The sequence below is a fragment of the Caulobacter sp. GW821-FHT11E11 genome (assembly GCF_058808315.1).
In genome coordinates this window covers 185,483-208,863 of record NZ_JBXARO010000003.1, presented here as the reverse complement: position 1 = coordinate 208,863, position 23,381 = coordinate 185,483, and the positions used below count along the sequence as shown (strand labels likewise).

19 protein-coding genes and 2 pseudogenes are annotated in these 23,381 nt (G+C 69.0%); 16 read left to right on the top strand and 5 right to left on the bottom strand.

The window, feature by feature from the left end:
• Positions 1 to 90: 90 nt before the first annotated feature.
• The 4 genes and pseudogenes from AC1RR5_RS08270 (at position 91) to AC1RR5_RS08255 (ending at position 3,317) form a co-directional block, all read left to right on the top strand.
• Positions 91 to 1,302 (top strand): YihY/virulence factor BrkB family protein, encoded by a 1,212-nt coding sequence (locus tag AC1RR5_RS08270; RefSeq protein ID WP_492920814.1) that lies wholly within the window; start codon positions 91 to 93, stop codon positions 1,300 to 1,302.
• Positions 1,303 to 1,388: 86 nt separating this feature from the next.
• The gene (locus AC1RR5_RS08265; protein WP_492920812.1) at positions 1,389 to 1,928 is read left to right on the top strand and encodes a GNAT family N-acetyltransferase; all 540 of its coding nucleotides are present in this window, start codon (positions 1,389 to 1,391) and stop codon (positions 1,926 to 1,928) included.
• Between the two features lie 35 nt (positions 1,929 to 1,963).
• Positions 1,964 to 2,494: pseudogene (locus tag AC1RR5_RS08260) on the top strand (AAA family ATPase); the annotation flags it as partial.
• 55 nt (positions 2,495 to 2,549) lie between these two features.
• Positions 2,550 to 3,317: a DUF3108 domain-containing protein gene (locus tag AC1RR5_RS08255; RefSeq protein WP_492920811.1), complete on the top strand. Its 768-nt coding sequence runs from the start codon at positions 2,550 to 2,552 to the stop codon at positions 3,315 to 3,317.
• A 4-nt stretch (positions 3,318 to 3,321) separates the two neighbouring features.
• Here the strand turns inward: AC1RR5_RS08255 and AC1RR5_RS08250 are convergent, their stop codons facing one another.
• Entirely contained in the window at positions 3,322 to 4,704 is a 1,383-nt protein-coding gene (locus tag AC1RR5_RS08250; protein WP_492920810.1) for an aminotransferase-like domain-containing protein, read from the bottom strand.
• Positions 4,705 to 4,800: 96 nt separating this feature from the next.
• On the opposite strand from AC1RR5_RS08250, the gene AC1RR5_RS08245 reads away from it, so the two are divergent.
• Together AC1RR5_RS08245 and AC1RR5_RS08240 are read left to right on the top strand one after the other, a co-directional pair.
• On the top strand, positions 4,801 to 5,466 hold the full coding sequence (locus tag AC1RR5_RS08245; protein ID WP_492920809.1) for a LysE family translocator: 666 nt from the start codon (positions 4,801 to 4,803) through the stop codon (positions 5,464 to 5,466).
• A gap of 54 nt (positions 5,467 to 5,520) precedes the next feature.
• The gene (locus AC1RR5_RS08240) at positions 5,521 to 5,994 is read left to right on the top strand and encodes a molybdopterin-binding protein (protein ID WP_492920807.1); all 474 of its coding nucleotides are present in this window, start codon (positions 5,521 to 5,523) and stop codon (positions 5,992 to 5,994) included.
• A gap of 3 nt (positions 5,995 to 5,997) precedes the next feature.
• On the opposite strand, the gene AC1RR5_RS08235 is transcribed toward AC1RR5_RS08240, so the two are convergent.
• The gene (locus AC1RR5_RS08235) at positions 5,998 to 6,534 is read right to left on the bottom strand and encodes a DUF1993 domain-containing protein (RefSeq protein ID WP_492920806.1); all 537 of its coding nucleotides are present in this window, start codon (positions 6,532 to 6,534) and stop codon (positions 5,998 to 6,000) included.
• 103 nt (positions 6,535 to 6,637) lie between these two features.
• A pseudogene (locus AC1RR5_RS08230) lies at positions 6,638 to 8,845 on the bottom strand (putative bifunctional diguanylate cyclase/phosphodiesterase).
• Between the two features lie 179 nt (positions 8,846 to 9,024).
• On the opposite strand from AC1RR5_RS08230, the gene prfA reads away from it, so the two are divergent.
• The 3 genes from prfA to AC1RR5_RS08215 all read left to right on the top strand — a co-directional run bounded on the left by prfA (position 9,025) and on the right by AC1RR5_RS08215 (position 12,252).
• Positions 9,025 to 10,095 carry a peptide chain release factor 1 gene (gene prfA, locus AC1RR5_RS08225; protein WP_492920805.1) on the top strand — a complete coding sequence of 357 codons (1,071 nt, stop codon included), beginning with the start codon at positions 9,025 to 9,027 and terminating at the stop codon, positions 10,093 to 10,095.
• On the top strand, positions 10,095 to 10,859 hold the full coding sequence (locus AC1RR5_RS08220; RefSeq protein ID WP_492920804.1) for a pseudouridine synthase: 765 nt from the start codon (positions 10,095 to 10,097) through the stop codon (positions 10,857 to 10,859). Before prfA ends, AC1RR5_RS08220 begins: the two co-directional genes overlap by 1 nt.
• 391 nt (positions 10,860 to 11,250) lie before the next feature.
• On the top strand, positions 11,251 to 12,252 hold the full coding sequence (locus AC1RR5_RS08215; protein WP_492920803.1) for a hypothetical protein: 1,002 nt from the start codon (positions 11,251 to 11,253) through the stop codon (positions 12,250 to 12,252).
• 78 nt (positions 12,253 to 12,330) lie between these two features.
• Here the strand turns inward: AC1RR5_RS08215 and katG are convergent, their stop codons facing one another.
• On the bottom strand, positions 12,331 to 14,568 hold the full coding sequence (katG, locus tag AC1RR5_RS08210) for a catalase/peroxidase HPI (RefSeq protein ID WP_492920801.1): 2,238 nt from the start codon (positions 14,566 to 14,568) through the stop codon (positions 12,331 to 12,333).
• A 310-nt stretch (positions 14,569 to 14,878) separates the two neighbouring features.
• Here katG and AC1RR5_RS08205 point away from each other — a divergent pair, with 310 nt between their 5' ends.
• From AC1RR5_RS08205 to AC1RR5_RS08175, 7 genes are all read left to right on the top strand, one after another.
• Complete coding sequence (locus tag AC1RR5_RS08205) at positions 14,879 to 16,165, top strand: cation:proton antiporter (RefSeq protein WP_492920799.1); 1,287 nt, start codon at positions 14,879 to 14,881, stop codon at positions 16,163 to 16,165.
• Positions 16,162 to 16,665, top strand: coding sequence for a flavin reductase family protein (locus AC1RR5_RS08200; protein ID WP_492920798.1), 504 nt, complete (start codon positions 16,162 to 16,164; stop codon positions 16,663 to 16,665). The genes AC1RR5_RS08205 and AC1RR5_RS08200 overlap by 4 nt, the downstream gene beginning before the upstream one ends.
• 32 nt (positions 16,666 to 16,697) lie before the next feature.
• Positions 16,698 to 18,263, top strand: a complete 1,566-nt coding sequence (locus AC1RR5_RS08195) for a tryptophan halogenase family protein (RefSeq protein ID WP_492920797.1) — start codon at positions 16,698 to 16,700, stop codon at positions 18,261 to 18,263.
• 94 nt (positions 18,264 to 18,357) lie between these two features.
• Positions 18,358 to 19,173 (top strand): intradiol ring-cleavage dioxygenase, encoded by an 816-nt coding sequence (locus AC1RR5_RS08190; protein WP_492920796.1) that lies wholly within the window; start codon positions 18,358 to 18,360, stop codon positions 19,171 to 19,173.
• Between the two features lie 57 nt (positions 19,174 to 19,230).
• Positions 19,231 to 20,058 (top strand): hypothetical protein, encoded by an 828-nt coding sequence (locus tag AC1RR5_RS08185; RefSeq protein ID WP_492920795.1) that lies wholly within the window; start codon positions 19,231 to 19,233, stop codon positions 20,056 to 20,058.
• Positions 20,055 to 21,698 (top strand): hypothetical protein, encoded by a 1,644-nt coding sequence (locus tag AC1RR5_RS08180; protein WP_492920794.1) that lies wholly within the window; start codon positions 20,055 to 20,057, stop codon positions 21,696 to 21,698. The genes AC1RR5_RS08185 and AC1RR5_RS08180 overlap by 4 nt, the downstream gene beginning before the upstream one ends.
• 69 nt (positions 21,699 to 21,767) lie before the next feature.
• Positions 21,768 to 22,190 (top strand): helix-turn-helix domain-containing protein, encoded by a 423-nt coding sequence (locus AC1RR5_RS08175; protein WP_492920792.1) that lies wholly within the window; start codon positions 21,768 to 21,770, stop codon positions 22,188 to 22,190.
• Between the two features lie 2 nt (positions 22,191 to 22,192).
• Here AC1RR5_RS08175 and ispG read toward each other — a convergent pair whose 3' ends face one another.
• Positions 22,193 to 23,332, bottom strand: a complete 1,140-nt coding sequence (ispG, locus tag AC1RR5_RS08170; RefSeq protein ID WP_492920790.1) for a flavodoxin-dependent (E)-4-hydroxy-3-methylbut-2-enyl-diphosphate synthase — start codon at positions 23,330 to 23,332, stop codon at positions 22,193 to 22,195.
• Between the last annotated feature and the right edge of the window lie 49 nt (positions 23,333 to 23,381).

Sequence of the window (23,381 nt, the reverse complement as noted above, 5' to 3'; positions counted from 1 at the left end):
GCCGGAAGATTGTGGACGACTCACCCCGTGGCAAGGCTTGCGCGGAACAGAGCGCGGCCATCCGGGTTTTGCTGCTCTGGAGGGCGTTTCATGACCGACGCTTCGCCGCGTCCGATCCTCAAGTGGTTGAAGTCGCGTCCGTACCATTTGACGCCCTGGATCGTGCTGCTGGCGGTCGCGCCATTCGCCTTCCCCAAGAAGCCTGTCGAAGAACACATCGCGGCGCCGCCGGGCCTGTCGGAAGACCGCGCCATGCCGCCGGACGACTTCGACCAGGCCGAGCCGAAACGCGGCCGCGCCGCCCGCCATCCGGGCCACATCCCCCTGCTGGGCTGGCGCGACATCCTGTGGCGCACCTGGCGCGAGATCACCGTCGACCGCCTGCCGGCCGTGGCCGGGGGCGTGACCTTCTACACCCTGCTGGCCCTGTTTCCGGCCATCGGCGCCTTCGTGTCGCTGTACGGCCTGTTCGCCGACGTGCGCACGGTCGAGGAGCAACTTCGCGAGATGCGCGGCGTCTTCCCGCCCAGCGTGGTCCAGATCGTCGGCGAGCAGATGCTGCGGCTGGCCAGCCAGGGCCAGGCCAAGCTGGGCGTGGCCTTCGGCTTTTCCCTGCTGCTGTCGATCTGGAGCGCCAACGCCAGCATGCGAGCGCTCTTCGACGGGCTGAACATCGCCTATGACGAGGACGAGAAGCGCCATCTGGTGCCGCGCACCCTGCTCAGCTACCTCTTCACCTTCTGCGCCCTGCTGTACGCGGCCGTCGCCTCGGGCGTGCTGATCGCGACTCCCCTGTTCTTGAAGGCCGCGCGCCTCTCGGCGTTGGACGAGATCATCGCCCCGATCCGCTGGCTGCTGGTGCTGGCCATGACGGCCTTCGCCTTCGCCGTGCTCTATCGTTTCGCTCCCAGCCGCGCCCAGGCCCGCTGGCGCTGGGTGTGGATCGGCGCCGCCGGCGCCGCGGCCGGATGGCTGTTCGGCTCGCTGGGCTTTTCGTTCTACCTGGCCAACATCGCCCACTACGACGCCACCTACGGCACGCTGGGGGCGGTGATCGCTTTCATGGTCTGGGTGTGGTTCTCGATCATGGCCATCCTGGTCGGGGCCGAGCTGAACGCCGAGATCGAGCACCAGACCGCCGTCGACTCCACCACCGGCCCCGAACGCCCGATGGGCGCGCGCGGCGCGGCCATGGCCGACACCGTGGGACTGGCCTTCCATCCCTGGGAGATGATCAAGCGCGAGGCCGGCATGGTCCGCCGCGTCACCGGCGGCGCGTGGAAGAAGGTGCGCGGGCGCTGAACATTGTTCGGCTTGACCCGGGGAATCGGGTTGTGGCGACCAGACGGCGTTCCTAGCTTCCGACCTTCGCCGTCGGGGACCGTTCCATGCCGCTGCTTTCGCCGTACCAGGATCACGAACTGGCCGACCTCGCCCTGCTGGTGAACTCGGCCTATCGTGGCGAGTTGGCCGAGAAGGGCTGGACCAGCGAGAGCTACCTGCTGGGCGGCCAGCGCACCGACGAGGACAGCCTGCGGGCCGACCTCGCCGAGAGCCCCGGCTCCACCCTGCTGACCTTGCGCGACGCCGAAGGCGAGAAGGCCCACGCCTGCGTCTGGCTGCAGCCCGCCAAAAACGAAGATGGGGACGACGCCTGGTACGTCGGCATGGTCACCGTCTCGCCCCTGCGCCAGGCCGGCGGCATCGGCCGCACCATGCTGGAGGCCGCCGAAGCCTATGCCAAGGAACGCGGCGGCAGGCGCATGACCATGACCGTGATCTCGGTGCGCGACACCCTGATCGCCTGGTACGAACGCCGCGGCTACCGCCTGACCGGCGAGACCGAGCCCTTCCCCTATGGCGACGAACGCTTCGGTGTGCCCCAGCGCGACGACCTGCACTTCGTGATCATGGAAAAGGCGCTCTAGAGGCGCTAGGCTCCGGGGACCTCGACGAGGATCTCCCCATGCATCGTTACATCCTGACCGGCGCCCCGGGCGCTGGCAAAACCGTGCTCCTGCGCGCCTTGGAGCGCGCCGGCCACGCCGTGGTCGAGGAGGCGGCGACGGACATCGTCTCGCTAGCCCAGGCCGAGGGCGTCGCTGAGCCCTGGACCGATCCAGGCTTCATCGACGCGATCGTCGGGTTGCAGAGGCAACGCGAGGCGCGGGCCGTCGGCGAGGTCGTGTTCTTCGACCGCTCGCCGGTCTGCGCGCTGGCCCTGGCGCGGTTCCTGGGCCATCCGGTCTCACCGCTGCTGCGGGATGAGCTTGAACGGGTAGCGGGCGTCTATCAGCGGCGGGTGTTCCTGGTGCGGGGGCTGGGGTTCGTCACGCCCACGGCCGCGCGGCGCATCAGTCTGGAGGACGCGCTGCGGTTTGAGGCTGTGCATGAGGCGGCCTATGCAGAGCTGAGCTACGAGCTGGTTCCGATCGCACCGGCCCCCGTGGCCGAGCGCGCGGCGGCGGTGCTGGCGCGCATTACCGAAGCTTAAGTAGCCGACCGCCCTCGCCTCCCCTCACATGCCCCATCCAACTCAGGGGCTCTCCATGTCGCTCATCCTCCGCGCGGCCGCCGGCGTCGCGCTCGCCCTCTCGGTCGCGGCCTCCGCCCAGGCGGCGGTGACGCCCGTGCCGGTCGGCCAGCCGCTGGCGCGGTTCGACAAGCTCAAGCCCGCCACCCACCGCTATCTGCGCTACAAGCAGGTCGGCGAGACGATCCAGCCGCTGGACGTCTGGACCCGCGATATCCGCATCGAGCCCGACAAGGCTGGCGTGAAGCGCCTGCACATCGTCCAGCACTGGGACGGCGCGACGCCGGGCGCGGTGAAGACGCTGGACAGCTGGTTCGAGCTCAAGACCTTCCGCCCTTACGCCCACGTGCGGACCACCACCAAGGACGGCCAGACCAAGGTCGAGGGTTTCGACTTCAAGCCCGACCGGATCGTCGGCCTGAAGGATCTGGAAGGCAACGCCCAGGCCGCATACGATGTCGCCTCGCCACAGCCGACCTTCAATTTCGAGACCGACATGGAGTTCCTCCAGGCCCTGCCGCTGGCGGCCGGCTACGAGGCCCAGATCGTCTTCCACCATCCGGGCGGCGGACCGCCCGCGCCGTATGTGTTCAAGGTGACGGGCAGCGAGGCCCTGACCAGCTCGGCCGGCGGCAAGGTCGACTGCTGGGTGGTGACCACCGACTACAACCGCCCGGAGATGAAGCCCACGACCTTCTGGATCGCCAAGGACAGCCAGGTGGTGATCAAGAACGTCGCCACCGCGCCGGACGGGGCGGTGTGGGTGAAGACGCTGATCTGGTAGCCGCCTAGATCACCGCCCGCGAGCGCTCGGCCACTTCGCTCGACAGCGAACTGGCCACGATCTCCAGCGCCCGCCGCAGGGACGCCCGGTCGACCGCCGCGCCCAGGCACAGACGCACGCCGCTCTCGAGGCCCGGCTCGACCACCGGGGCGTCGGGCGGGGTGACCTCGACGCCGCCGCGCAGGGCGCGACCGGCCATGCGTTCGGCGGCCAGTTCGCCCATCGGCAACCAGACGTGCGGGGCCTTGTCCGAGTGCGGGGTCTCGATGGCGCCGCCCAGGATCTCGCGGGCCATGTTCAGGCGCACGACGGCCTCCTCGCGCACCTCGACGGCGATGGCGTCGGCCGAGCCGTCCTCTATCCACTGGGTAGCAACCAGGCCGCCAAAGCCCGGCGGGGCGTAGGTCAGGGCCCGCACGGCGTCCAGCACCCGGTCGAAGGCCTCGTCGCTGGGCGCCACGAGAAAGCCGGCGCGCAGGCCCGGCCCCAGGATCTTTGACACGCCCGAGACGTGGAAGGTCCGCTCGGGGGCCAGCAGCGCGAACGGCGGCGGCGCCTCGGGGGCGTAGATGCCGTAGATGTCGTCCTCGACGATGGTCAGGTCGTACTTTCGGGCCAGGGCGGCGATCGCCCGGCGGCGGCCGGCGCTCATGATCCGCCCGGTCGGGTTCTGCAGGGTGGGAATGGTCGACAGCACTCGCGCGCCGGTCGCCTTGATCGCCGCCTCCAGGGCGTCGGGGTCCAGCCCCTCGCCGTCCATGGCCACGCCCTTCAGCCGCAGGCCGTTGTGGGCGGCCAGCGCCTTGACGCCGTTATAGGTCGAGGCCTCGCACAGCACCGTGTCGCCGGCCCGCGCGACCGAGCCGATCGCCAGGGCCAGGCCCTGCTGGGCGCCGGCGCAGCAGATCAGCCGCCGCCAGTCCACGCCCTCATAGCTGCTGGTCCGCGCCAGCCAGGCCGCGCCGGCCCGGCGCTGGACCTCGTGGCCGGCCGGTGGGGCGTAGGCCAGGTGCTCCAGCAGGTCGGGGCGCTTGCGCATCCGCGCCAGGGCCTCGGTCAGGCGCGAGGCGGCGGGCGCGGCGGTGGCGATGTTCTGGGCCAGGTTGATCGGCCCGGCGCGTTCATAGGGGCGGTGCTCGGTCGGGGCGTTGACGAAGCTGCCACGGCCGACATGGGCGCTGACCAGTCCGGCCTTCTCGGCCTCGACATAGGCCCGCGTCACGGTGCCCAGGCCCACGCCCAGGCGGTAGGCCAGGTCACGCTGCGGCGGCAGGCGCATGCCGGCGGCCAGCTCCCCCGAGGCGATGTCGGCGCGCAGCACCCCCACCAGCCGCTCGTAGAGCGGGGCGCTGCCGTCCGGAATGCTGGGTGTCCAGGCCGAGACCACGGGCCGTCTCCTTTATTGTCATCATGACAATATGCAGTTTGACTCACGATACAATGGAAATCATCACCATGACATTCCTGATCCTAGGAGGTCGTGATGACTCCGGAATTGCTCCTCGCTTACGTCCTCTTCTGCTTCGCCACGGCCGGTACGCCGGGCCCCAACAACATGCTGCTGCTGGCGTCGGGCGCGAACTTCGGGTTCCGCAAGACGGTGCTGCACATCCTGGGGATCAGCGCGGGACTGGGCTTCATGGTGCTGGCGATGGGGCTAGGCCTGGGCGGAGTATTCCGCACCTATCCGGTGCTGCACGAGATCCTGCGCTGGGTCGGGGCGGCCTACATGCTGTGGCTGGCCTGGAAGATCGGCACGTCCAGCGCCGTTAGTGACAAGTCGCTGGCCAAGCCCATGACATTCCTGCAGGCGGCGGCGTTCCAATGGGTCAATCCCAAGGCCTGGGCCATGGCGCTGGGCGCCGTCACAACCTACGCGCCCGAAGGGAGCGGCTGGACGATCGTGCCGCTGCTGGCCGGCACCTTCATGATGGTCGGCGCGCCGTGCAGCGCCGCCTGGGCGGGGTTCGGGCAGGGTCTGCGGCCGTTCCTGGACCGGCCGGCCGTGCTGCGGACGTTCAATGTCACGATGGCGGTGCTGCTGGTGGTGTCGCTGTATCCGCTGGTGGTGGATCACAAGGCCAAGCCGGTGAGCCTGGAGGCGTTGGCGAGTGTGCCGGCCCCGCCGGCGATGCAGTCGCGGGGGTAAAGCCTTGCGTCGCGGGGTCTCGCCGGGCCAGATCGCCCGCAAGGAGACCCCGCCATGCGCCTGCTGCTCGCCCTCGCCGTCACCGCCCTGCTGGCCACCGGCGCGGCGGCGCAAGACCTGAAGGTCACCGTCGCCGGTCGCGACAGCGTCGTCCTGACGCCCAAGGACCTGGCCGCCCTGCCCCGCGCCAAGGCGACGATCAAGGTCAAGGGCGCCGACGTCACCTACGAAGGCGTGCGGCTGGACGCCGTGCTGGCCCAGGCCGGCGTCGTGCATGGCGAGCGGTTGATGGGCCGGTTCCTGAACCAGGTGGTGATCGCCCGCGCCGCCGACGGCTTCTTCAGCGTGCTGTCGCTGGCCGAGACCGACCCGGTCTATCGCGCCAATCCGGTGGTGGTCGCCGACACCGTCAACGGCCACAAGCTGGACGAACGCGAAGGCCCCTATCGCCTGGTGGTCGATGGCGACCTGAGACCTTCGCGCGCGCCGCGCCAGCTGACCTCAATCGAGGTCAAGCCGGCCTTCTAGGTCTTAGGCCGCGACCGACTTCACCCGTTCCGGACCGATGCCCAGGAAGTCGCGCTTGCCCAGCGGGACGCCCTGGTTGCGCAGGATGTCGTAGGCGGTGACGACGTGGAAGTTGAAGTTCGGGATCACGAACTCCAGCAGATAGTCCAGGCCCGTGAAGCCCAGGGTGATCGACGGGCCGGCCGGCACGGTGACCTCGCGCTCGGCCGCGCCGTCGAAGGCCGAGGCCGGGACGCTTTCGATGAAGGCCAGGGTCTTGGCCACGCGGTCCTGCAGCTGGGCGAGGGTCGTCTCGTCATCGGCCATCGGCGGAGCCTCGACGGCGGCCAGGCGGGCGATGGCGCCCTTGGCGGTGTCGGAGACGCGCTGGATCTGGCCGGAGAGCGGCAGCATGTCCTCGAACAGACGCGCGGTGACATAGTCGTCCGGGTTGGCTCCGGCGGCCTCGGCATGCGCCTTGGCCTTGTCGAGCAGGGCCGACGTCGTCTTGAGGCCGCGCGTGATCGACGTCACGGCGACGTGCTGGATGGAAACGGACATGGGAGATCCTCGCTGAGCTCGACCCCTCCGGCCGAGCTGCACAACGAGTTAGACACGCTTATGAGCGTTTTCAATAAAGACTGATGACAATTCCTGTCAGCAGTTACGCATCCACCGTGAGTTTCACGCGTCCGCCGCCAGCGACCAAGGCGTCGATCTGGTCCGCCGGCACCGGCGCGCTGAACAGGAAACCCTGCGCCTGGGCGCAGCCGATCTCCTTCAGCTACTCGCGCTGCTGGTTGGTCTCGACACCCTCGGCGATCACCGACAGATGCAGGGCCTTGGCTAGGCGGACGATGGCGTGGACCACCGCGCCGGCTTCCTTGTCCTGGCCCAGCGGGGTGATGAAGCTGCGGTCGATCTTGATCTTGTCGATCGGATAGCGCCGCAGGTAGCTGAGCGAACTGTAGCCGGTGCCGAAGTCGTCCAAGGCCAGCGAGAAGCCCATGTCGCGCAGGCGCTCGATCGCCCGGTGGGTGGTCTCGTCGTCGCCCAGCAGCGCGCCTTCGGTGATCTCCAGCTCGATGGCGTCGGCGCGGGCCCCGGTCTCGTGCAGAAGCAGGGCGACCTGGTCGGGGAAGTCGGCCTGCTTCATCTGCAAAGCCGAGACGTTGACGGCGACCTTCAGGTCCTTCCAGCGGCGGCTGTCGGTGAAGGCGCGGCGCATGACCAGCTGGCCCAGCGTGTCGATCAGGCCGCAGTCCTCGGCCAGGGGCACGAAGGCGGCGGGCGAGATCGGGCCCTTGGTCGGGTGGGTCCAGCGGGCCAGGGCCTCGACGCCCAGCACCCGGCCGACCGCGTCGACCTGCGGCTGGTAGGCCAGCCACACCCCGCCGTCGCTTATCGCCTGGCGCAGGTCAGCTTCAAGCCCACGGCGGGCCTTCAGCGCCGCGTCCATCTCGGCCTCGAAGAAGCAGTAGCGACCGCGGCCCTCTTCCTTGGCGCGGTACATGGCGACGTCGGCGCGGCGGGCGGCCTCGACCGCGCCGGCATGGGCCTCGGCCTGGTCGATCAGGGCGACGCCGATCGAGCCGCCGACGAAGACGGCGCCGCAGGACAGCTCGACGGGCGCGCCCAGGGCCGCCACCAGGCGCTCGGCCAGGGCGGCCGCGCCCTTGGGCTCCAGGTCGATGGCCACGACGCCGAACTCGTCGCCGCCCAGCCGCGCCACGGTCTCGCCGACCCGGCACAGGGCCGACAGGCGCTTGGCCATGGCCTGGATCAGCTCGTCCCCGGCAGCGTGGCCGTGGGTGTCGTTGACGGCCTTGAAGCGGTCCAGATCGATGGCCAGCACGGCGGCCGCGCCGCGACGCCGCGACAGGCTGTCGATCGCCTGGCGCAGGCGCTCCTCGAACAGCACGCGGTTGGGCAGGCCGGTCAGGGCGTCGTGCAGGGCCATGTGCTTGGCGCGCGCCTCGCTGGCCACCAGGCCCTCGGCGATGCGGCGGCTGCGGCGGGCGAAGACCAGCACGGCGACGGCCAGGCCGCCGACCACGATCAGGATCGGCAGCACCGCCTTGCGCAGCAGACGCTGGCCCGGATGCGGCGGCTCCCAGTCCAGGGTGGCGATCACCTGGCCGGCCATGTTCTTCAAGGCCACATGGGCGTCATCGCTCTGGGCCGTGGCGTCGCCCGCATGCAGGTGGATGCCGGGCAGCAGGAAGCGGCTGGCGAAGCCTTCCAGGAAGGCCGCGTCCAGCTTCAGGGCCGTCATCACCACCGGCGCGCGGTCGCCGCGCGGCAAGACCTTGCCGAAGTCGGACTGCACCAGGCTGGCGGTGACCAGATAGGGCTCGCCGTCGATACGCTCGACGCTGCTGACCTGCATGGCCCGCGAGATCAGGCCGCCGTCGGGACGCGGTCCGGTCGGGCGCGGCCGCAGGGCCTCACTGGCGCGCAGCCGCTGGAGCAGTGGCGTGAAGATCGGGGCGTGGCGGTCGTAGTAGGCGCTGGACATCACCTGGCCGACCTGCTCGCTGAACAGGGGACGGCCGTCGGCGTCGACGACGAAGATCAGGTCGAAGCCAGCCTGGCCCAGCAGGTAGGCGCCGACATTCTCGCGGGCCCACTGGGGATCGAAACGGTTGTCCAGGTGCTGGACGGCCTCGTCCCAGACCACCTGGGGCGCGACGATGCGCTCGATGTCGCTGGTCTTGGCCGCCACGCCGCGCTCGACCAGGGCCTGCTCGTGCTCCAGCGCGTCGCGGTCCACGCGGGCGGCGATCATGAACAGCACGGCGACCAGAATGCCGACCGTCAGCAGGGCCATGCCTGCCAAGGGGGCGGAAAGACGGGTCTCGATACGCTTCATGGTCGTGGGAAGGCCCAGGCCGGCGACGGGAAGCCGACACACTCGCCGCGAATGGCTAAGCCGTGGCTAACAGCTGGGCCGTTGCTCTCCGAACTGAGTATTGCCCCGGATCCATTCCCTTCGGCGGGGAAAAGAACTAGAGAGACCGACCCACTCCCTCAGACATTGCGACATCTCCCTTGCGACTGCCCCAGGCCCGCCTCGACCAGGTTCTCGACCGCTTCCGCGAAGTGGAGGCCCGCATGGGCGCCGCGACGGACGGGACCGAGATCGTCAAGCTCTCCAAGGAGCACGCCGAGCTGCGCCCCGTCGCCGAGGCCGTCGAACGCCTGGCCAAGCTCAGCGCCGAGCGCGCCGAGCTGGACGTCATGGCCGCCGATCCCGAGATGGCCGACATGGTCAAGGACGAGATCCAGGCGCTGGACGACAAGCTGCCGATCCTCGAGCACGAGCTAGCCCTGATGCTGGCCCCCAAGGACAAGGACGAGAACGCCTCGGCCATCCTCGAAGTCCGGGCCGGCACCGGCGGCGACGAGGCCGCCCTGTTCGCCGGCGACCTGTTCCGCATGTACCAGCGCTACGCCACCCTGCAGGGCTGGCGGGTCGAGATCGACAGCATCTCGGAAGGCGAAATGGGTGGCTACAAGGAAATCATCGCCTCGGTCACCGGCGATGGCGTGTTCGGCCGCTGGAAGTTCGAGAGCGGCGTGCACCGCGTGCAGCGCGTGCCGGCCACCGAAGCCCAGGGCCGCATCCACACCTCGGCCGCCACCGTCGCGGTGCTGCCCGAGGCCGAGGACGTCGAGATCGAGATCAACGACAGCGACCTGCGGATCGACACCTACCGCTCGTCGGGCGCCGGCGGCCAGCACGTCAACAAGACCGACTCCGCCGTCCGCATCACCCACTTGCCCACCGGCGTGGTGGTGACCTCGTCGGAGAAGTCGCAGCACCAGAACCGCGCCAAGGCGATGAAGAACCTGAAGGCGCGCCTGTACGACATGCAGCGCCAGGCCCTGGACGACGCCCGTTCGGACGCCCGCAAGAGCCAGGTCGGCAGCGGCGACCGCTCGGAACGCATCCGCACCTACAACTTCCCGCAAGGCCGGGTCACCGATCACCGCATCAACCTGACCCTCTACAACCTGGCGCGGGTGATCGAGGGCGACGCCCTGGACGATGTCATCAAGCCGCTGATCGCCGAGGACCAGGCCGCCCGCCTGGCCAGCCTCGAAGACGGCTACAACTGATGGCTTTCACGCGGACCTACGACGAGGACGAGCCCCAGCGGGTCAACAAGTGGCTGGCTCAGAGCGGCGTGTGCTCACGCCGCGAGGCCGAGGCCCTGATCGCCCACGGCCTGGTCTCGATCGACGGCGAGGTCGTGGAAGACGTCGGCCGCAAGATCCTGCCCGGCCAGACCCTGGTGCTGGCCGACCGCGCCACCGCGCAGCTGGAATCGACCTTCACCTACATGATCCACAAGCCGGTGGGGGTGGTCTCGGCCCAGCCGGATCCCGGCCAGGTTCCCGCCGCGCGCCTCCTGACCCGCCAGAACATCTGGGGCGGCGTGCCCGCCCCGATCCCGCAGTCGGGCGACTTGCTGCCGCCGATCGGCCGCCTGGACAAGGACTCGCGCGGCCTGCTGTTGCTGTCGCAGGACGGCGTGGTGGCCAAGGCCGTGATCGGCCCGCAGTCCGACCTCGAGAAGGAATACCGCGTCGCGGTGATGGGCGAGCTGACCGAAGAGAAGCTCGAACTCCTGCGCTTCGGCCTGGAGCTGGACGGCCGCGAACTGCGCCCCGCCGAGGTCGAGGTCATCTCCGACCAGCGCCTGCGCATCGTCCTGCGCGAAGGCCGCAACCGCCAGATCCGCCGGATGTGCGAACTGGTCGAGCTGAAGGTCGTGGACCTGTTCCGCGTCCGGATAGGTCCGCTGACCCTGGGCGAAATGCCAGAGGGCCGCTGGCGGCCGCTGACCAGCGAAGAGCGGGCGGCGTTGATCGCGGGCTGAGGCGGAAGCGCCACGGGCCAATGTCCAGGCATGAGCGCGTTTTAATTGGCTGTCCCATCCAGGCCTCGATAGACCACGACCAGTTGAGTCGCTTGGGGAGGTACGCGTGCTGAGAGTTTCTTGGGGTCTGTCGGGCCTCCTTCTGGCAACCCTCGGCGTTTTTGCGACCAACACGGTCGCCGAGGAGGCGACGCCCTCGCCCTTCCCTTCGCGTCTCGCCCAGGCGATCACGCCTCTGGACGTCAAGCCGGACGGCCTGTCGGGCGCGGGCGCGCTCGTCCTGTCCAAGGCCATCGCCGCCAGCCGCTACGTCCTGATCGGCGAGAGCCATCACAGCCGCGAGATCCCGGCCCTCACGACCCAGATCTGCCGCCTGATGGCGCCCTCGGGCATGACCGCCATGGCCATCGAGAGCGGCCCGGAAGCGGCCCGCGCCGTCGATTCCGTCATGCGATCGCAAGACCGCGAAGCCCGGGTCGACGATTTCGTGCGCGCGCATCCAGACAGCATCGCCTTCTTCAACGGCCGCGATGAAGTCCGGATGGCCGGCGATTGCGCCGCCGCCGCCGGACCGAAGTTCCAGCTCTGGGGACTGGACCAGGAGTTCCTCGGGTCCAGCGGCCATCTGCTTCAGAAAATGCTGGCCGCGAAGCCAGGGCCCCTCGCCCGCGCCGCCCTGACCGATCTGGCCGCGCAGGACAAGAAAGCGACCGCCGCCGCGCTGGCATCAGGCTCGCCTTTCGACCTCTTCCTGCTCTCGGTCCCGCAAGACGATCTTGATAAGGCCGCCGCCGCGATCGCGCGGGATGGCGGGGCGCGCGTCCGCCATCTGTTTGGCCTGCTGACGGAAACCCGCGCCATCTATCAGGCGTCGCGGTCTGGCCAGGGCGACGCCAACGGACGCCGCGCGCGGCTGATGAAGCGCACCTTCGCCGCCCATCTCGCCGAAAATCCTGACGCCAGGGTCCTGATGAAGTTCGGCGCCTACCATGTCTACAAGTCGATCAATCCGCTCAATCAGCGCGACCTCGGCGCCTATGTGGCCGAGCGCGCCGAGGGCGAAGGCGTCTCGGCGCTGCACATCATGGTGCTGGGGGCCAAGGGCTCGGAGGGGGGTTATGGCGGCGTCGGCCGGCCCTCCGTCGTGCGTCCCTTCGATATGAAGGACGACAAGGACCCGGACTGGCGCAAGGATGCCACGCTCGCACAGGCGGCTGGCGCCGCGCCGGGATCGTGGATGCTCGTGGATCTCCGGACGCTCAGGACCAAGGCCTTGCTGGCGGCCGCGCCGCCGGAATGGCGTGACCTGGCGCTTGGCTACGATATCGCCATTCTGGCCCCGACGCTCACCGCATCCGACGTGCTCGGCGTCGAGAAACCCGCGACGCGCTGATCTCGTCCCAGCGCGCACTGAAAAGGGCGGCCGCCTCACAGCGACCGCCCTCAGCTTTCCTTCGGCCAGGGCCGAGGGCTAGGTCAGGTCGATACGGTCGGCATTCATGACCTTGGTCCAGGCGGCCACGAAGTCCTTCACGAACTTTCCTTGCGCGTCGGACGAGCCATAGACCTCGGCGAGGGCCCGCAGTTCGGCGTGGGAGCCGAAGATCAGGTCGACGCGGCTGGCGGTCCAGCGGGGCTCGCTGCTCTTGCGGTCATGGCCGGCGAAGGCGTTGACCGCCGTCGGGCTCCAGACGGCGCCCATGTCGAGCAGGTTGACGAAGAAGTCGGTCGTCAGCACGCCCGGACGGTTGGTGAACACCCCGACCTTGGAGCCGCCGGTATTGGCGCCCAGCACCCGCAGGCCGCCGACCAGCACGGTCAGCTCCGGCGCCGACAGGCCCAGCAGTTGGGCGCGGTCGACCAGGGCCTCTTCGGGGGCCATGAACTGGGTCCCCTCCTTGCGATAGTTGCGGAAGCCGTCCGAGATCGGCTCCAGCGGCTCGAAAGACTCCGCGTCGGTCTGTTCAGCGGAAGCGTCGGTGCGGCCCGGCGAGAACGGCACCTCGATGGCGCTGCCGGCGTCCTTGGCGGCCTTCTCGACCGCGGCCGAGCCGCCCAGCACGATCAGGTCGGCCAGCGAGACCTTCTTGCCGCCCGCGGCCGAGCCGTTGAACGCGTTCTGGATGCCTTCCAGCGTCGACAGAACCTTGGCCAGCACCGGCGGGTCGTTGACCGCCCAGTCCTTCTGCGGGGCAAGGCGCACGCGCGCGCCGTTGGCGCCGCCGCGCTTGTCGGACTTGCGCCAGGTCGAGGCCGAGGCCCAGGCCGCCGAGACCAGCTCGGAGACCGACAGGCCCGAGGCCAGGATCTTGTCCTTCAGCGCCTGGACGTCAGAGGCGTCGACCAGCGGGTGGTCCACGGCCGGCACCGGGTCCTGCCAGATCAGCGTCTCTGCCGGGACCAGCTTGCCCAGGTAGCGCGCCTTGTCGCCCATGTCGCGGTGGGTCAGCTTGAACCAGGCGCGGGCGAAGGCGTCGGCGAACTGGTCGGGGTTCTCATAGAACCGGCGCGAGATCTTCTCGTATTCGGGGTCGAAGCGCAGGGCCAGGTCCGAGGTCAGCATGCGCGGGCGCTGCGTCTTGGACGGATCGAAGGCGTGCGGAATGTCGGCCGGCGCGTCCTTGGCTTCCCACTGCTGGGCGCCGCCAGGGCTCTTCGTCAGCTCGTACTCGAACTTGAACAGGTTGTCGAAGAAGTGGTTGCTCCACCGCGTCGGCGTCTGGGTCCAGGTGACTTCCAGGCCCGACGTGATGGCGTCGGCCCCCAGGCCCGTGCCGTGCTTGCTATGCCAGCCCAGGCCGCCGTGCTCGATCTCGCCGCCTTCCGGCTCGGGACCGACGAACGAGGGATCGCCCGCCCCGTGGGTCTTGCCGAAGGTGTGGCCGCCGGCGATCAGGGCGACGGTCTCCTCGTCGTTCATGGCCATGCGGGCAAAGGTCGCGCGGATATCGTGCGCCGAGGCCAGCGGGTCGGGATTGGCGTTCGGGCCTTCCGGATTGACGTAGATCAGGCCCATCTGCACCGCGCCCAGGGCCGGATGCAGCTGGCGCTCGCCGCTGTAGCGCTCATCGCCCAGCCACGAGCCTTCGGGGCCCCAGTACAGCTCCTCGGGCTCCCACTGGTCGACGCGGCCGCCGGCGAAGCCGAAGGTCTTGAAGCCCATCGACTCCAGCGCGACGTTGCCGACCAGCACATAGAGGTCGGCCCACGAGATCTTAGCGCCGTACTTCTGCTTGATCGGCCAGAGGAGACGACGCGCCTTGTCCAGATTGGCGTTATCCGGCCAGCTGTTCAGCGGCGCGAAGCGTTGTTGCCCGCCACCGGCGCCGCCACGGCCGTCCGAGGTGCGATAGGTGCCGGCGCTGTGCCAGGCCAGGCGGATGAACAGGCCGCCATAGTGTCCGAAGTCGGCCGGCCACCAATCCTGGCTGTCGGTCTGTAGGGCGTGCAGGTCGGCGATCACCGCGTCCAGGTCCAGGCTCTTGAAGGCCTCGGCGTAGTTGAACGCCTCGCCCATCGGATTGGAGCGCGGCGAGTGCTGGTTCAGCCCCTCGAGACGCAGGTTCTGTGGCCACCAGTCGCGGTTGCCGTGGCCACCCCGGCCCTTGCCCATCGGGCACTGGCCCTGGACGTTGTCGTCGACCTTCGCATCCATCGTCGTTTCCTCCGCTTTGGTTTGGAACCCAGCGCCGTTCCCCGATGTGAGCATCAGCCGCCTCATCGCGGCATAGGTACAATTGATTGTTCCTATCGCGACGATAGACGCAGCCATTGGCGGCCGGGCAGTACGCGGCCGAACCGTCCGTACAAGTCCGCATCGCGTGGCGCGCGAACCTAGGTCCATGCCTACCACTCAATTCAAGAATTGTAGGTACGTAACTACAAAACTCAAAATGACAACGTTGTCCAAAATCGGCTTGCCAGTTGAATTTTCAGGCTGTTAGCGTCGGCCTCAGGGAAGAAACGCGACCGCCTCAAGGCGGCGCAAAGACCAGGGGGATGCTGTGACGCCAGCCGAATTGAGCGTAGCCTTTTTCCTGCAGATGGCCGTGATCGTGGCCGCGTGCCGCGCCTTTGGCTGGCTGCTGAAGCGGTTCTTCGACCAGCCCCAGGTGATCGGCGAGATGATCGCCGGCATCGTGCTGGGCCCGTCGCTGCTGGGCCTGCTGGCCCCCGAGCTGCAGCACCACCTGTTCCCCAAGGAGACCAAGTCGGTCCTCTTCGTCGGCGCCCAGCTGGGCGTGGGCCTCTACATGTTCCTGGTGGGCGTGGGCTTCCGCGCCGACCACTTCAAGGCCAACGCCAAGAGCGCCGTGACCGTGTCGCTGTCGGGCATGGTCGCGCCGTTCCTGGTCGCCATCGCCCTGACGCCGTGGCTGATGAGCCTGAACCTGTTCGGCAAGGGCGTGCAGACCTTCCAGGCCATGCTGTTCATGGGCGCGGCGATCTCGATCACCGCCTTCCCGGTGCTGGCGCGGATCATCCAGGAGCGTGGCCTGACCAAGACCCCGCTGGGCTCGCTGGCCCTGTCGTCGGGCGCCATCGACGACGCCGGCGCCTGGACGGTGCTGGCCATCGTGCTGGCCAGCTTCGGCGGCGGCCCGGCCGTGGCCCTGAAGGCCGTGATCGGCGGCGGCCTGTTCGCGCTGTTCATGCTCACCGTCGGCCCCAGGCTGCTGGCGCCGCTGGGGCGCTGGGCCGAGCGCGAGGGCAAGGTCACCCCGCCGCTGCTGGGCGTGGTGGTCATGCTGTTCATGCTCAGCGCCTGGGCCATGGACGCGGCGGGCCTGCACTCGGTGTTCGGCGGTTTCCTGCTGGGCGCGGCCATGCCGCGGGGCGTGCTGACCCGCGAGCTGAAGACGTCGCTGGAGCCGCTGACCGTGGCCCTGCTGGTGCCGATGTTCTTCACCTTCTCGGGCCTCAACACCCAGATGAACCTGCTCAACAGCTGGTCGCTCGCCGCCGTCGCCCTGGTCATCCTGGCCGGCTCGATCCTGGCCAAGGGCGGGGCCTGCTGGGCCGCCGCGCGCCTCACCGGCCAGGACAACGCCACGGCCCTGGGCATCGGCGCGCTGATGAACGCCCGCGGCCTGATGGAGCTGATCATCATCAACATCGGCCTGCAGAAGGGCATCATCGGCCCGGCGCTGTTCTCGATGCTGGTGGTGATGGCGCTGGTCACCACCCTGATGACCTCGCCACTGTTCGAGCAGGTCTACGGCAAGCAGGCCCGCGCGCGCGGCGAGCTGGGCGCGCTGAACGACGACGAGGATGACGACCTCGTCCCGGCCGGGGCTAAAGCATGAGCCCCGCGACGGCGCTCGCGCCCGCGCCTCTGCCGTCGACGGACTTCAAGGACGTGCTGGCGCACCTGGCCAGCGGCGTCGCCATCGTCTCCTGCTGGGATGGCGACGTCCCAAGGGGCCTGCTGGTCAGCTCGATCACCGGCCTCTCGGTGGACCCGCCGCGCTTCCTGTTCTGCGTGCGCAAGGAAGCCGGCTGCCACGACATCTTCCTGCGCCGCCCGGCCCTGTCGATCGCCCTGCTGGGCGCGGCCGACAAGGACGAGGCGGTTCGGTTCGGCGGTCCGTCCCTGGCCCATGAGCGCTTCAGCGCCGACCGCTGGGACTTGAGCTCCGACGCGCCGCCTGAGTACCGCCAGGGCCTGGCCAGCGCCGCCTGCGCCATCGACGAGATCGTCGAGGCCCAGACCCACTCGGTGTTCATCGTCACGGCCACCCGGCATCGGCTGGATTCCGCCGCGCCGCTGATCGCCTGGAACCGCGCCCTGATCGCGGTCGACTAGAACAACAACAAAAGTACGCAGGGGAGTATCCGATGAGCGACAAGAACCCGAACGCCATCCAGAAGATCGTCATCGTCGGGGGCGGCTCGGCCGGCTGGATCTCGGCCGCCATGCTCAGCCACTATTTCCGCGAAGGCGACTGCGAGATCGAGCTGATCGAAAGCGAGCAGATCGGCACCGTCGGCGTGGGCGAGTCGACCATCCCGCCGTTCCTGCAGCTGATCTCCAGCCTGGGCGTCGACGAGCGCGAGTTCATCCAGGCCACCCAGGCCGCCTTCAAGCTGGCCATCCGCTTCGAAAACTGGCGCAAGAAGGACGAGGTCTACTACCACCCGTTCGGCCAGATCGGCGGGCCCATCGGTCCGCACGAGTTCTACCAGTGCTGGCTGCGCGCCAAGGCCAACGGCCACCCGTCGGCCCTGCAGGACTTCGCCCCCGCCACGCTGATGGCCGACCAGTGGAAGTTCATGCCGCCGGGCGCCCTGCGCGAGACCATGCTGTCGGGCTCCAGCTACGCCCTGCACCTGGACGCCAACCTGGTGGCCAAGTTCCTGCGCAAGTTCTCCGAGGAGCGTGGCGTCAAGCGCGTCGAGGGCATCGTCGACCAGGTCGTCACCCGCAATGACGGCACGATCGAGAAGGTGATCCTGCAGAACGGCCACGAGGCGGCCGGCGACCTCTTCATCGACTGCTCGGGCTTCCGCTCGATCCTGAACGGCAAGGCGATGGACACCCCGTTCCTGGACTGGTCCGACGTGCTGCTGAACGACCGCGCCATCACGGTGCAGACCCAGAACATCCGCGAGCCGCATCCCTATACCCTGGCGGCGGCCCAGGACTTCGGCTGGCGCTGGCGCATCCCGCTGCAGCACCGGGCCGGCAATGGCTACGTGTTCTGCAGCAAGTACATCAGCGACGACGAGGCCCGGCACGTGCTGCTGAGCCAGGTCGAGGGCGAGCCGATCACCGACACCTGGCTGGTGCCGTTCAAGACCGGCATGCGCACGAAACTGTGGAACAAGAACTGCGTGGCGATCGGCCTGGCCGGCGGCTTCATCGAGCCGCTGGAGTCGACCGCCCTGCACCTGATCTATCGCGGCATGGACTATCTGCTGCGGTTCTTCCCCGACCGGCACTTCGCGCCGTCGCTGCAGGCCGAGTACAACCGCCGCATGGCCGCCGACTACGAAGAGATCCGCGACTTCATCGTGCTGCACTACCAGACCACCCAGCGCGACGACACGCCGTTCTGGCGCGAGTACCAGCAGGTCCAGCCGCCCCAGAGCCTGAAGGAGCGCATGGAGCTGTTCCGCGAGACCGGCACGCTGCGCGACGGCGTCGATGACATGTTCCGCGCCCCGTCCTGGCAGTCGGTGATGGAGGGCATGGGCGTGCGGCCCAAGCGCTACCAGCAACTGGTCGACACCACGCCCTATGAGGTGATCCGCCAGACCCTGGACCGCTCGGCCCCGATCGTGAAGGCCCAGGTCGCCACCCTGCCCGGCCATGGCGAGTTCCTGGCCCAGCACTGCCCCGCCCCGCCGCCGCCTCCCCCGCCGGAGCATCGTCGCCCGAAGGTCGCGGCGACGACCGCCTAACCTTTCCGCCTGCGACCGGCTGGAAACGAACCCGGCCCTCGCGGCGCCACGACCACGCGGCATTCCCTGTTGGACGACAACGACGGGAACGACCATGGCCGACCTTCATCGACGCGGACTGTTGGCGCTGGGCCTCGTGGCCGGCGCCAGCGGCGCGACCGCCGCGCCGCGCCTCAATGCCGGCCCCAAGCTGACGCCGGCCGTCACCGAGGGTCCCTACTACCTGGCCGGCGCGCCGGTGCGGGCCGACATCGCCGAGGGCCTGCCGGGCGTTGCGGTCGCGCTGCGCTTCCACGTCTTCGACGAACTGGGCGCGCCCCTGCCGGGCGCGCGGGTGGATGTCTGGCACTGTGACGCCCAGGGCCGCTATTCCGGCTTCGGCGACGCCCCCGGCCGCGAGCCCGAAGCGGCCCTGAAGGCGGCGCGGTTCCTGCGCGGCGTCCAACCGGTGGACGATGGCGGCGCGGCAACGTTCCGCACCGTCTATCCGGGCTGGTACGAGGGCCGCACCACCCACATCCACTACAAGGTCTGGCTGGGCCAGCAGACCCTGCTGACCTCGCAGGTCTTCCTGCCCGACGCCCTGAACGAGTTCCTCTACGTCCAGGCCGCCGACTACAAACGCGGCCGCACGCGCGACACGCTCAACAGCAACGACTTCATCGCCCGCGAAGGCGGCGAGGCGACCTTCGCCGCCGTGGCCGAGGGCGCAGGCCGCTTCCGGGTCGATTTCGACGTGGTCGTGGACCGCAACGCCCGCCCCCGGGCCGAGGGTTTCAGGGGTCCGCCGTCCGGTGGCCCGCCGCCCGGCTTCCCCGGCGACGACCTCCTGGGCCCGCCAGGTCGTCCCCAGTCCTTGACCGGCGAAGCGCGGATCGCGGCCTTGCTGCCCAAAGCTCTCCTTCGATAGCGATCACTTGCCCCGGCGCAACCTGGAGACGATGGTGAGCGCTCGGGAGACACCATCATGGCCGACCACAACCGCAAGCGCGCGCTTGCCGACATCGTCAGCCTGGAGGCCTGGCGGCTGACGACCGATGGCCAGGCCGGGATCAGCCTGCATGTCGACGTCGCCTTCGGCACGGCGCGGGTGGGTGGCGGAGCGGAAGAGCGCGCGCGGTTTCGCCTTAGCCTGCGACGGGCCGAAGTCGTGGTGATCATCCCAAAGACCGAGCCAGCCAGGGTCGATCGCGGTTCCGTGGCGCGCGGCGAGGGCTCGGCGGTCAAGATCAGGGCCGAAGAGACCCGCAAGGTCAGACGCAGGACCGGCGCCCAGGCGAAGCTGGGCGTGAAGGCCGGCCTCGGAGGGGTGAAGGGCGATCTGGGCGCCAAGGCCGAGCTGGGCGCATCCGTCGCGCGCGACCTGAGCGTGGCCATCGCCCGCCAGGGTGGCGCGATGAACATCAGCCAGAGCCTGACGGAAGAGGGTGATCACCGCTGGATCGTCACGCCCGCCATCGCCGGCGAGCCGCTGGACGGCCATCCGTGGAACGCCAACAAGGCGCCTCGACTGAAGTTTCTGGACCTGCGCCGCGATCCGTCACGCGGCATCGAGCCCAGCGTCCGCGTCCAGGTCCGATGCCTGCGCGAGGATCTCGAAATCAGCCAGATTGTCTTGCTGGACGAGCCACGGTGGGCGTCCCTGACCCGATCGCCCACCCACCGCCTCCGCCTGGCGGCCGCGGAGGCGGTCATCCGCGATCGCCTGCTCAAGGCGGGCCTGATGCACGGCGCGCTGGACGACCCCTACGCCCAGATGTGCTTGTCCGAGATCACCGTCGGGGAAGACGAATGAGCCCGGCCGACGAAGACGACTGGCTGGCCGTCTTGGAGCGGGTGCTATGCGCCGACACCGGCGACCTACGCGCCTTGGCGCGCATCGCCGGCGCCGATCCGCGCACCTTCTACATCGGCACGCGCTTCGACGGCGCAGACCTGCGCGGCCAGGACCTGCGCGGCATGCTGCTACCCAATCTGGATCTGACCCGGGTCCGCATCGACAAGACGACCCTGCTGGACGAGGCGCCGCCGCAGTCGTCGCCGGACGATGACGAGCCGATAGCGCTGGTCTTTGCCCCGGGACATCGGCCGTGGAGCCTGGCCGTGGACGCCATCGCCCTGCGCCGCGTCAGGTTCTTCTTCGGCGCCGAGCAGACCGACGCCTTCTTCATTGAGGCCGCGCATTTCGACGGCGCGAAGCTGATCATCGCCGAACATGACGTCGCCGATATCCTTACGCGCTCGATGGCGGGACTTTCGATTGATCTCATTGTGCTGGCGCATGTGGATCATGCGTTCTTTCCCGAAGAGGAGCGCGATCGGATCCGGGAGGGCGACCTGCCGCGCGTTCTGGTCCCCGCCTTGCGTGAGGACAGCCCGCTGACCGGGCGCGGTCCAGGCAGGATGTCGCGCAGACTTCCGACCGGACTGCGGGACGCGATCATCTACTTCGCGTCGGACTGGACCAATCTCCGCCGCTTCTCCGCGAAAGCGCGCAGCTTGGTCTTCTTGAGCGCGCGCAAGACGCCTACCTCGCCGTTCCCTTGGCTCCAGCTGTATGCCTGGGCGACACGCTATGGGCTGGAAATGGATGACGGTCGCCGCATGGGGCAGCCGAGAACGAGCACCGCGCCGGCAGACTATTCGTCCGTGTTCTTCGATCATCTGCGCTGGCAGCTTCCCTCGCCCCTGGAGACCCGGTTCGCGGCCGCCGTCCTAATCGCCCCCGGCCTGCGTCCGACCTACCATCCCGAACGGGGCTACTTCGGAACCGTCTGGCGGCTGCTCGAGGCGCTGGGCTGGCGCGTCCGGGAAATCGAGCCGCTCAACCATGAAAAGCGCCGCAAGCTGCACGCGCAGGGTGATCGCGGGCCCCTTCGCTTCCTCGTCGACGAGCGCGCGCTCCGCCCGCCGCCGCCGACCGGCGCGCTGACGCCAGTCGATATGCGCGACCTCAGCCGCCTGATGGTGGCCGAGATGGCCGACACCGCCACGGTGGTGTCGCGCCTGGTGTCCGACCGCGAGCTTCGGGTCAGCCTGCGCGACCTGGCCCAGCTGGGCGCCAGCGGCGCGACGTTCTGGACGCTGATCGGACGCCAGGCCGAGCGCCTGTCCAGGACCGGCCCCTTCGCGCAGAGGACGCGGTACCTGGCCACGCTGATGTTGCAAGCGATGCGCGAGGCTGACCTGAACGAATGGAGCGCGCTGTTTCTGCGGTCGGACTTCCTGGAGCAGCACCGTCTGCGCGTGACCCGGAGCCGGCGGTTGTCGCGCCACACGCCACAGGGGCGCGAGGACGTGCTGGAGCTGACTATCGTCCTCAGCGACGTCGACGCGAAGGCCGGACCCGATCTTGAGACCTTCCGGCTGGTCATCGATCCTGCCGGCCCAACTCTGCGCCAGCCGTCCGCTACTCCCGCTCGACTTGATACATAGCCGTTACAGAGCCGCCCTAGTTGCACCGCAGCAATCGGGTTCTTTCCGGCGTGTACGGAGAGACTGAAAATGCCCAAGGACATGGCCACCGAAGGACGGCGCCCCAGCCCGATCGACCTGCATGTCGGAGAGCGGGTGCGGCTGCGGCGCAGGCTGCTGGGCGTGGCCCAGGACCAGCTGGCCGACGACCTGGGCCTGACCTTCCAGCAGGTGCAGAAGTACGAGCGCGGCGAGAACCGGATCAGCGCGTCCAAGCTCTACCAGATCGCGACCTTGCTGAAGACCGACATCGGCTTCTTCTTCGACGGCCTGCCCGACCCGGTCGAGGCGGCCGGACCCGACGGCGCCGGCCGCGAGGCCGACCGCACGGTGCAGACCTTCCTGCACACGTCCGAAGGGCTGCAACTGGCCACGCTGTTCCCGCGCATCGGAACCAGCCGCGTGCGCCGCCAGCTGGTCGACCTGGTGAGGGTGATGGCGGACGACGCCTAGGGCTACTCCGCCGCCAGGGCCTTGGCGTCGTCGGCGGCCTTGAGTTCGGCGGCCTTCTTCTCGACCAGCTCGACGATGTGGTCGACCATGCCGTCGTTGGACTGTTTGTGGTCGGGCTTGCCGGCCATGTAGACCATGCCCGCGCCCGCGCCGCCGCCGGTGAAGCCGATGTCGGTCATCAGCGCCTCGCCTGGGCCGTTGACCACGCAGCCGATGATCGACAGCGACATCGGCTGCGAGATGTGGGCCAGCCGCGCCTCAAGCGCTTCCACGGTCTTGATGACGTCATAGCCCTGCCGCGCGCACGACGGGCAGGCGATGATGTTGACGCCCCGGTGGCGCAGGCCCAGCGACTTCAGGATGTCGAAGCCGACCTTGATCTCCTCGACGGGATCGGCGGCCAGCGACACCCGGATGGTGTCGCCGATGCCGGCCCACAGCATCGAGCCGATGCCGATCGAGGACTTCACCGTGCCGGTGCGCAGGGCCCCGGCCTCGGTCACGCCCAGGTGCAGCGGACAGTCGATGGCCTCGGCCAGCTGGTAATAGGCCGCCACGGTCATGAACGGGTCGGACGCCTTCACCGAGATCTTGAACTCGTGGAAGTCGTGGTCCTGCAGGATGCGGGCGTGGTTCAGCGCGCTCTCGACCATCGCGTCGGGGCACGGCTCGCCGTACTTCTCCAGCAGTTCGCGCTCCAGCGAGCCGGCGTTGACGCCGATGCGCATCGAGCAGCCGTGGTCGCGGGCGGCCTGGATGACGTCGCGCACGCGGTCGGGGCTGCCGATATTGCCCGGATTGATCCGCAGGCAGGCCGCGCCGGCCTGGGCCGCCTCGATGCCGCGCTTGTAGTGGAAGTGGATGTCGGCCACGAGCGGGACCTTGGCCTCGCGGGCGATGGTCTTGAACGCGGCCGTGCTGTCGGTGTCGGGGCAGCTGACGCGGACGATATCGGCCCCGGCCTCTTCCAGCTGACGGATCTGCTCCAGCGTGGCGGCTGCGTCGCTGGTCAGCGTGTTGGTCATCGACTGGACGGTGATCGGCGCGTCGCCGCCCACCTCGACATTGCCGACGCGGATCTTGCGCGATTGCCGGCGCGTGATCATGCGCCAGGGACGGACGTGCGTGTGGTCTGCGGCCATGGCGCTAATTTAGAGGGTGTTGAGGGCGGATAGAAGACCCGCCCTTCGC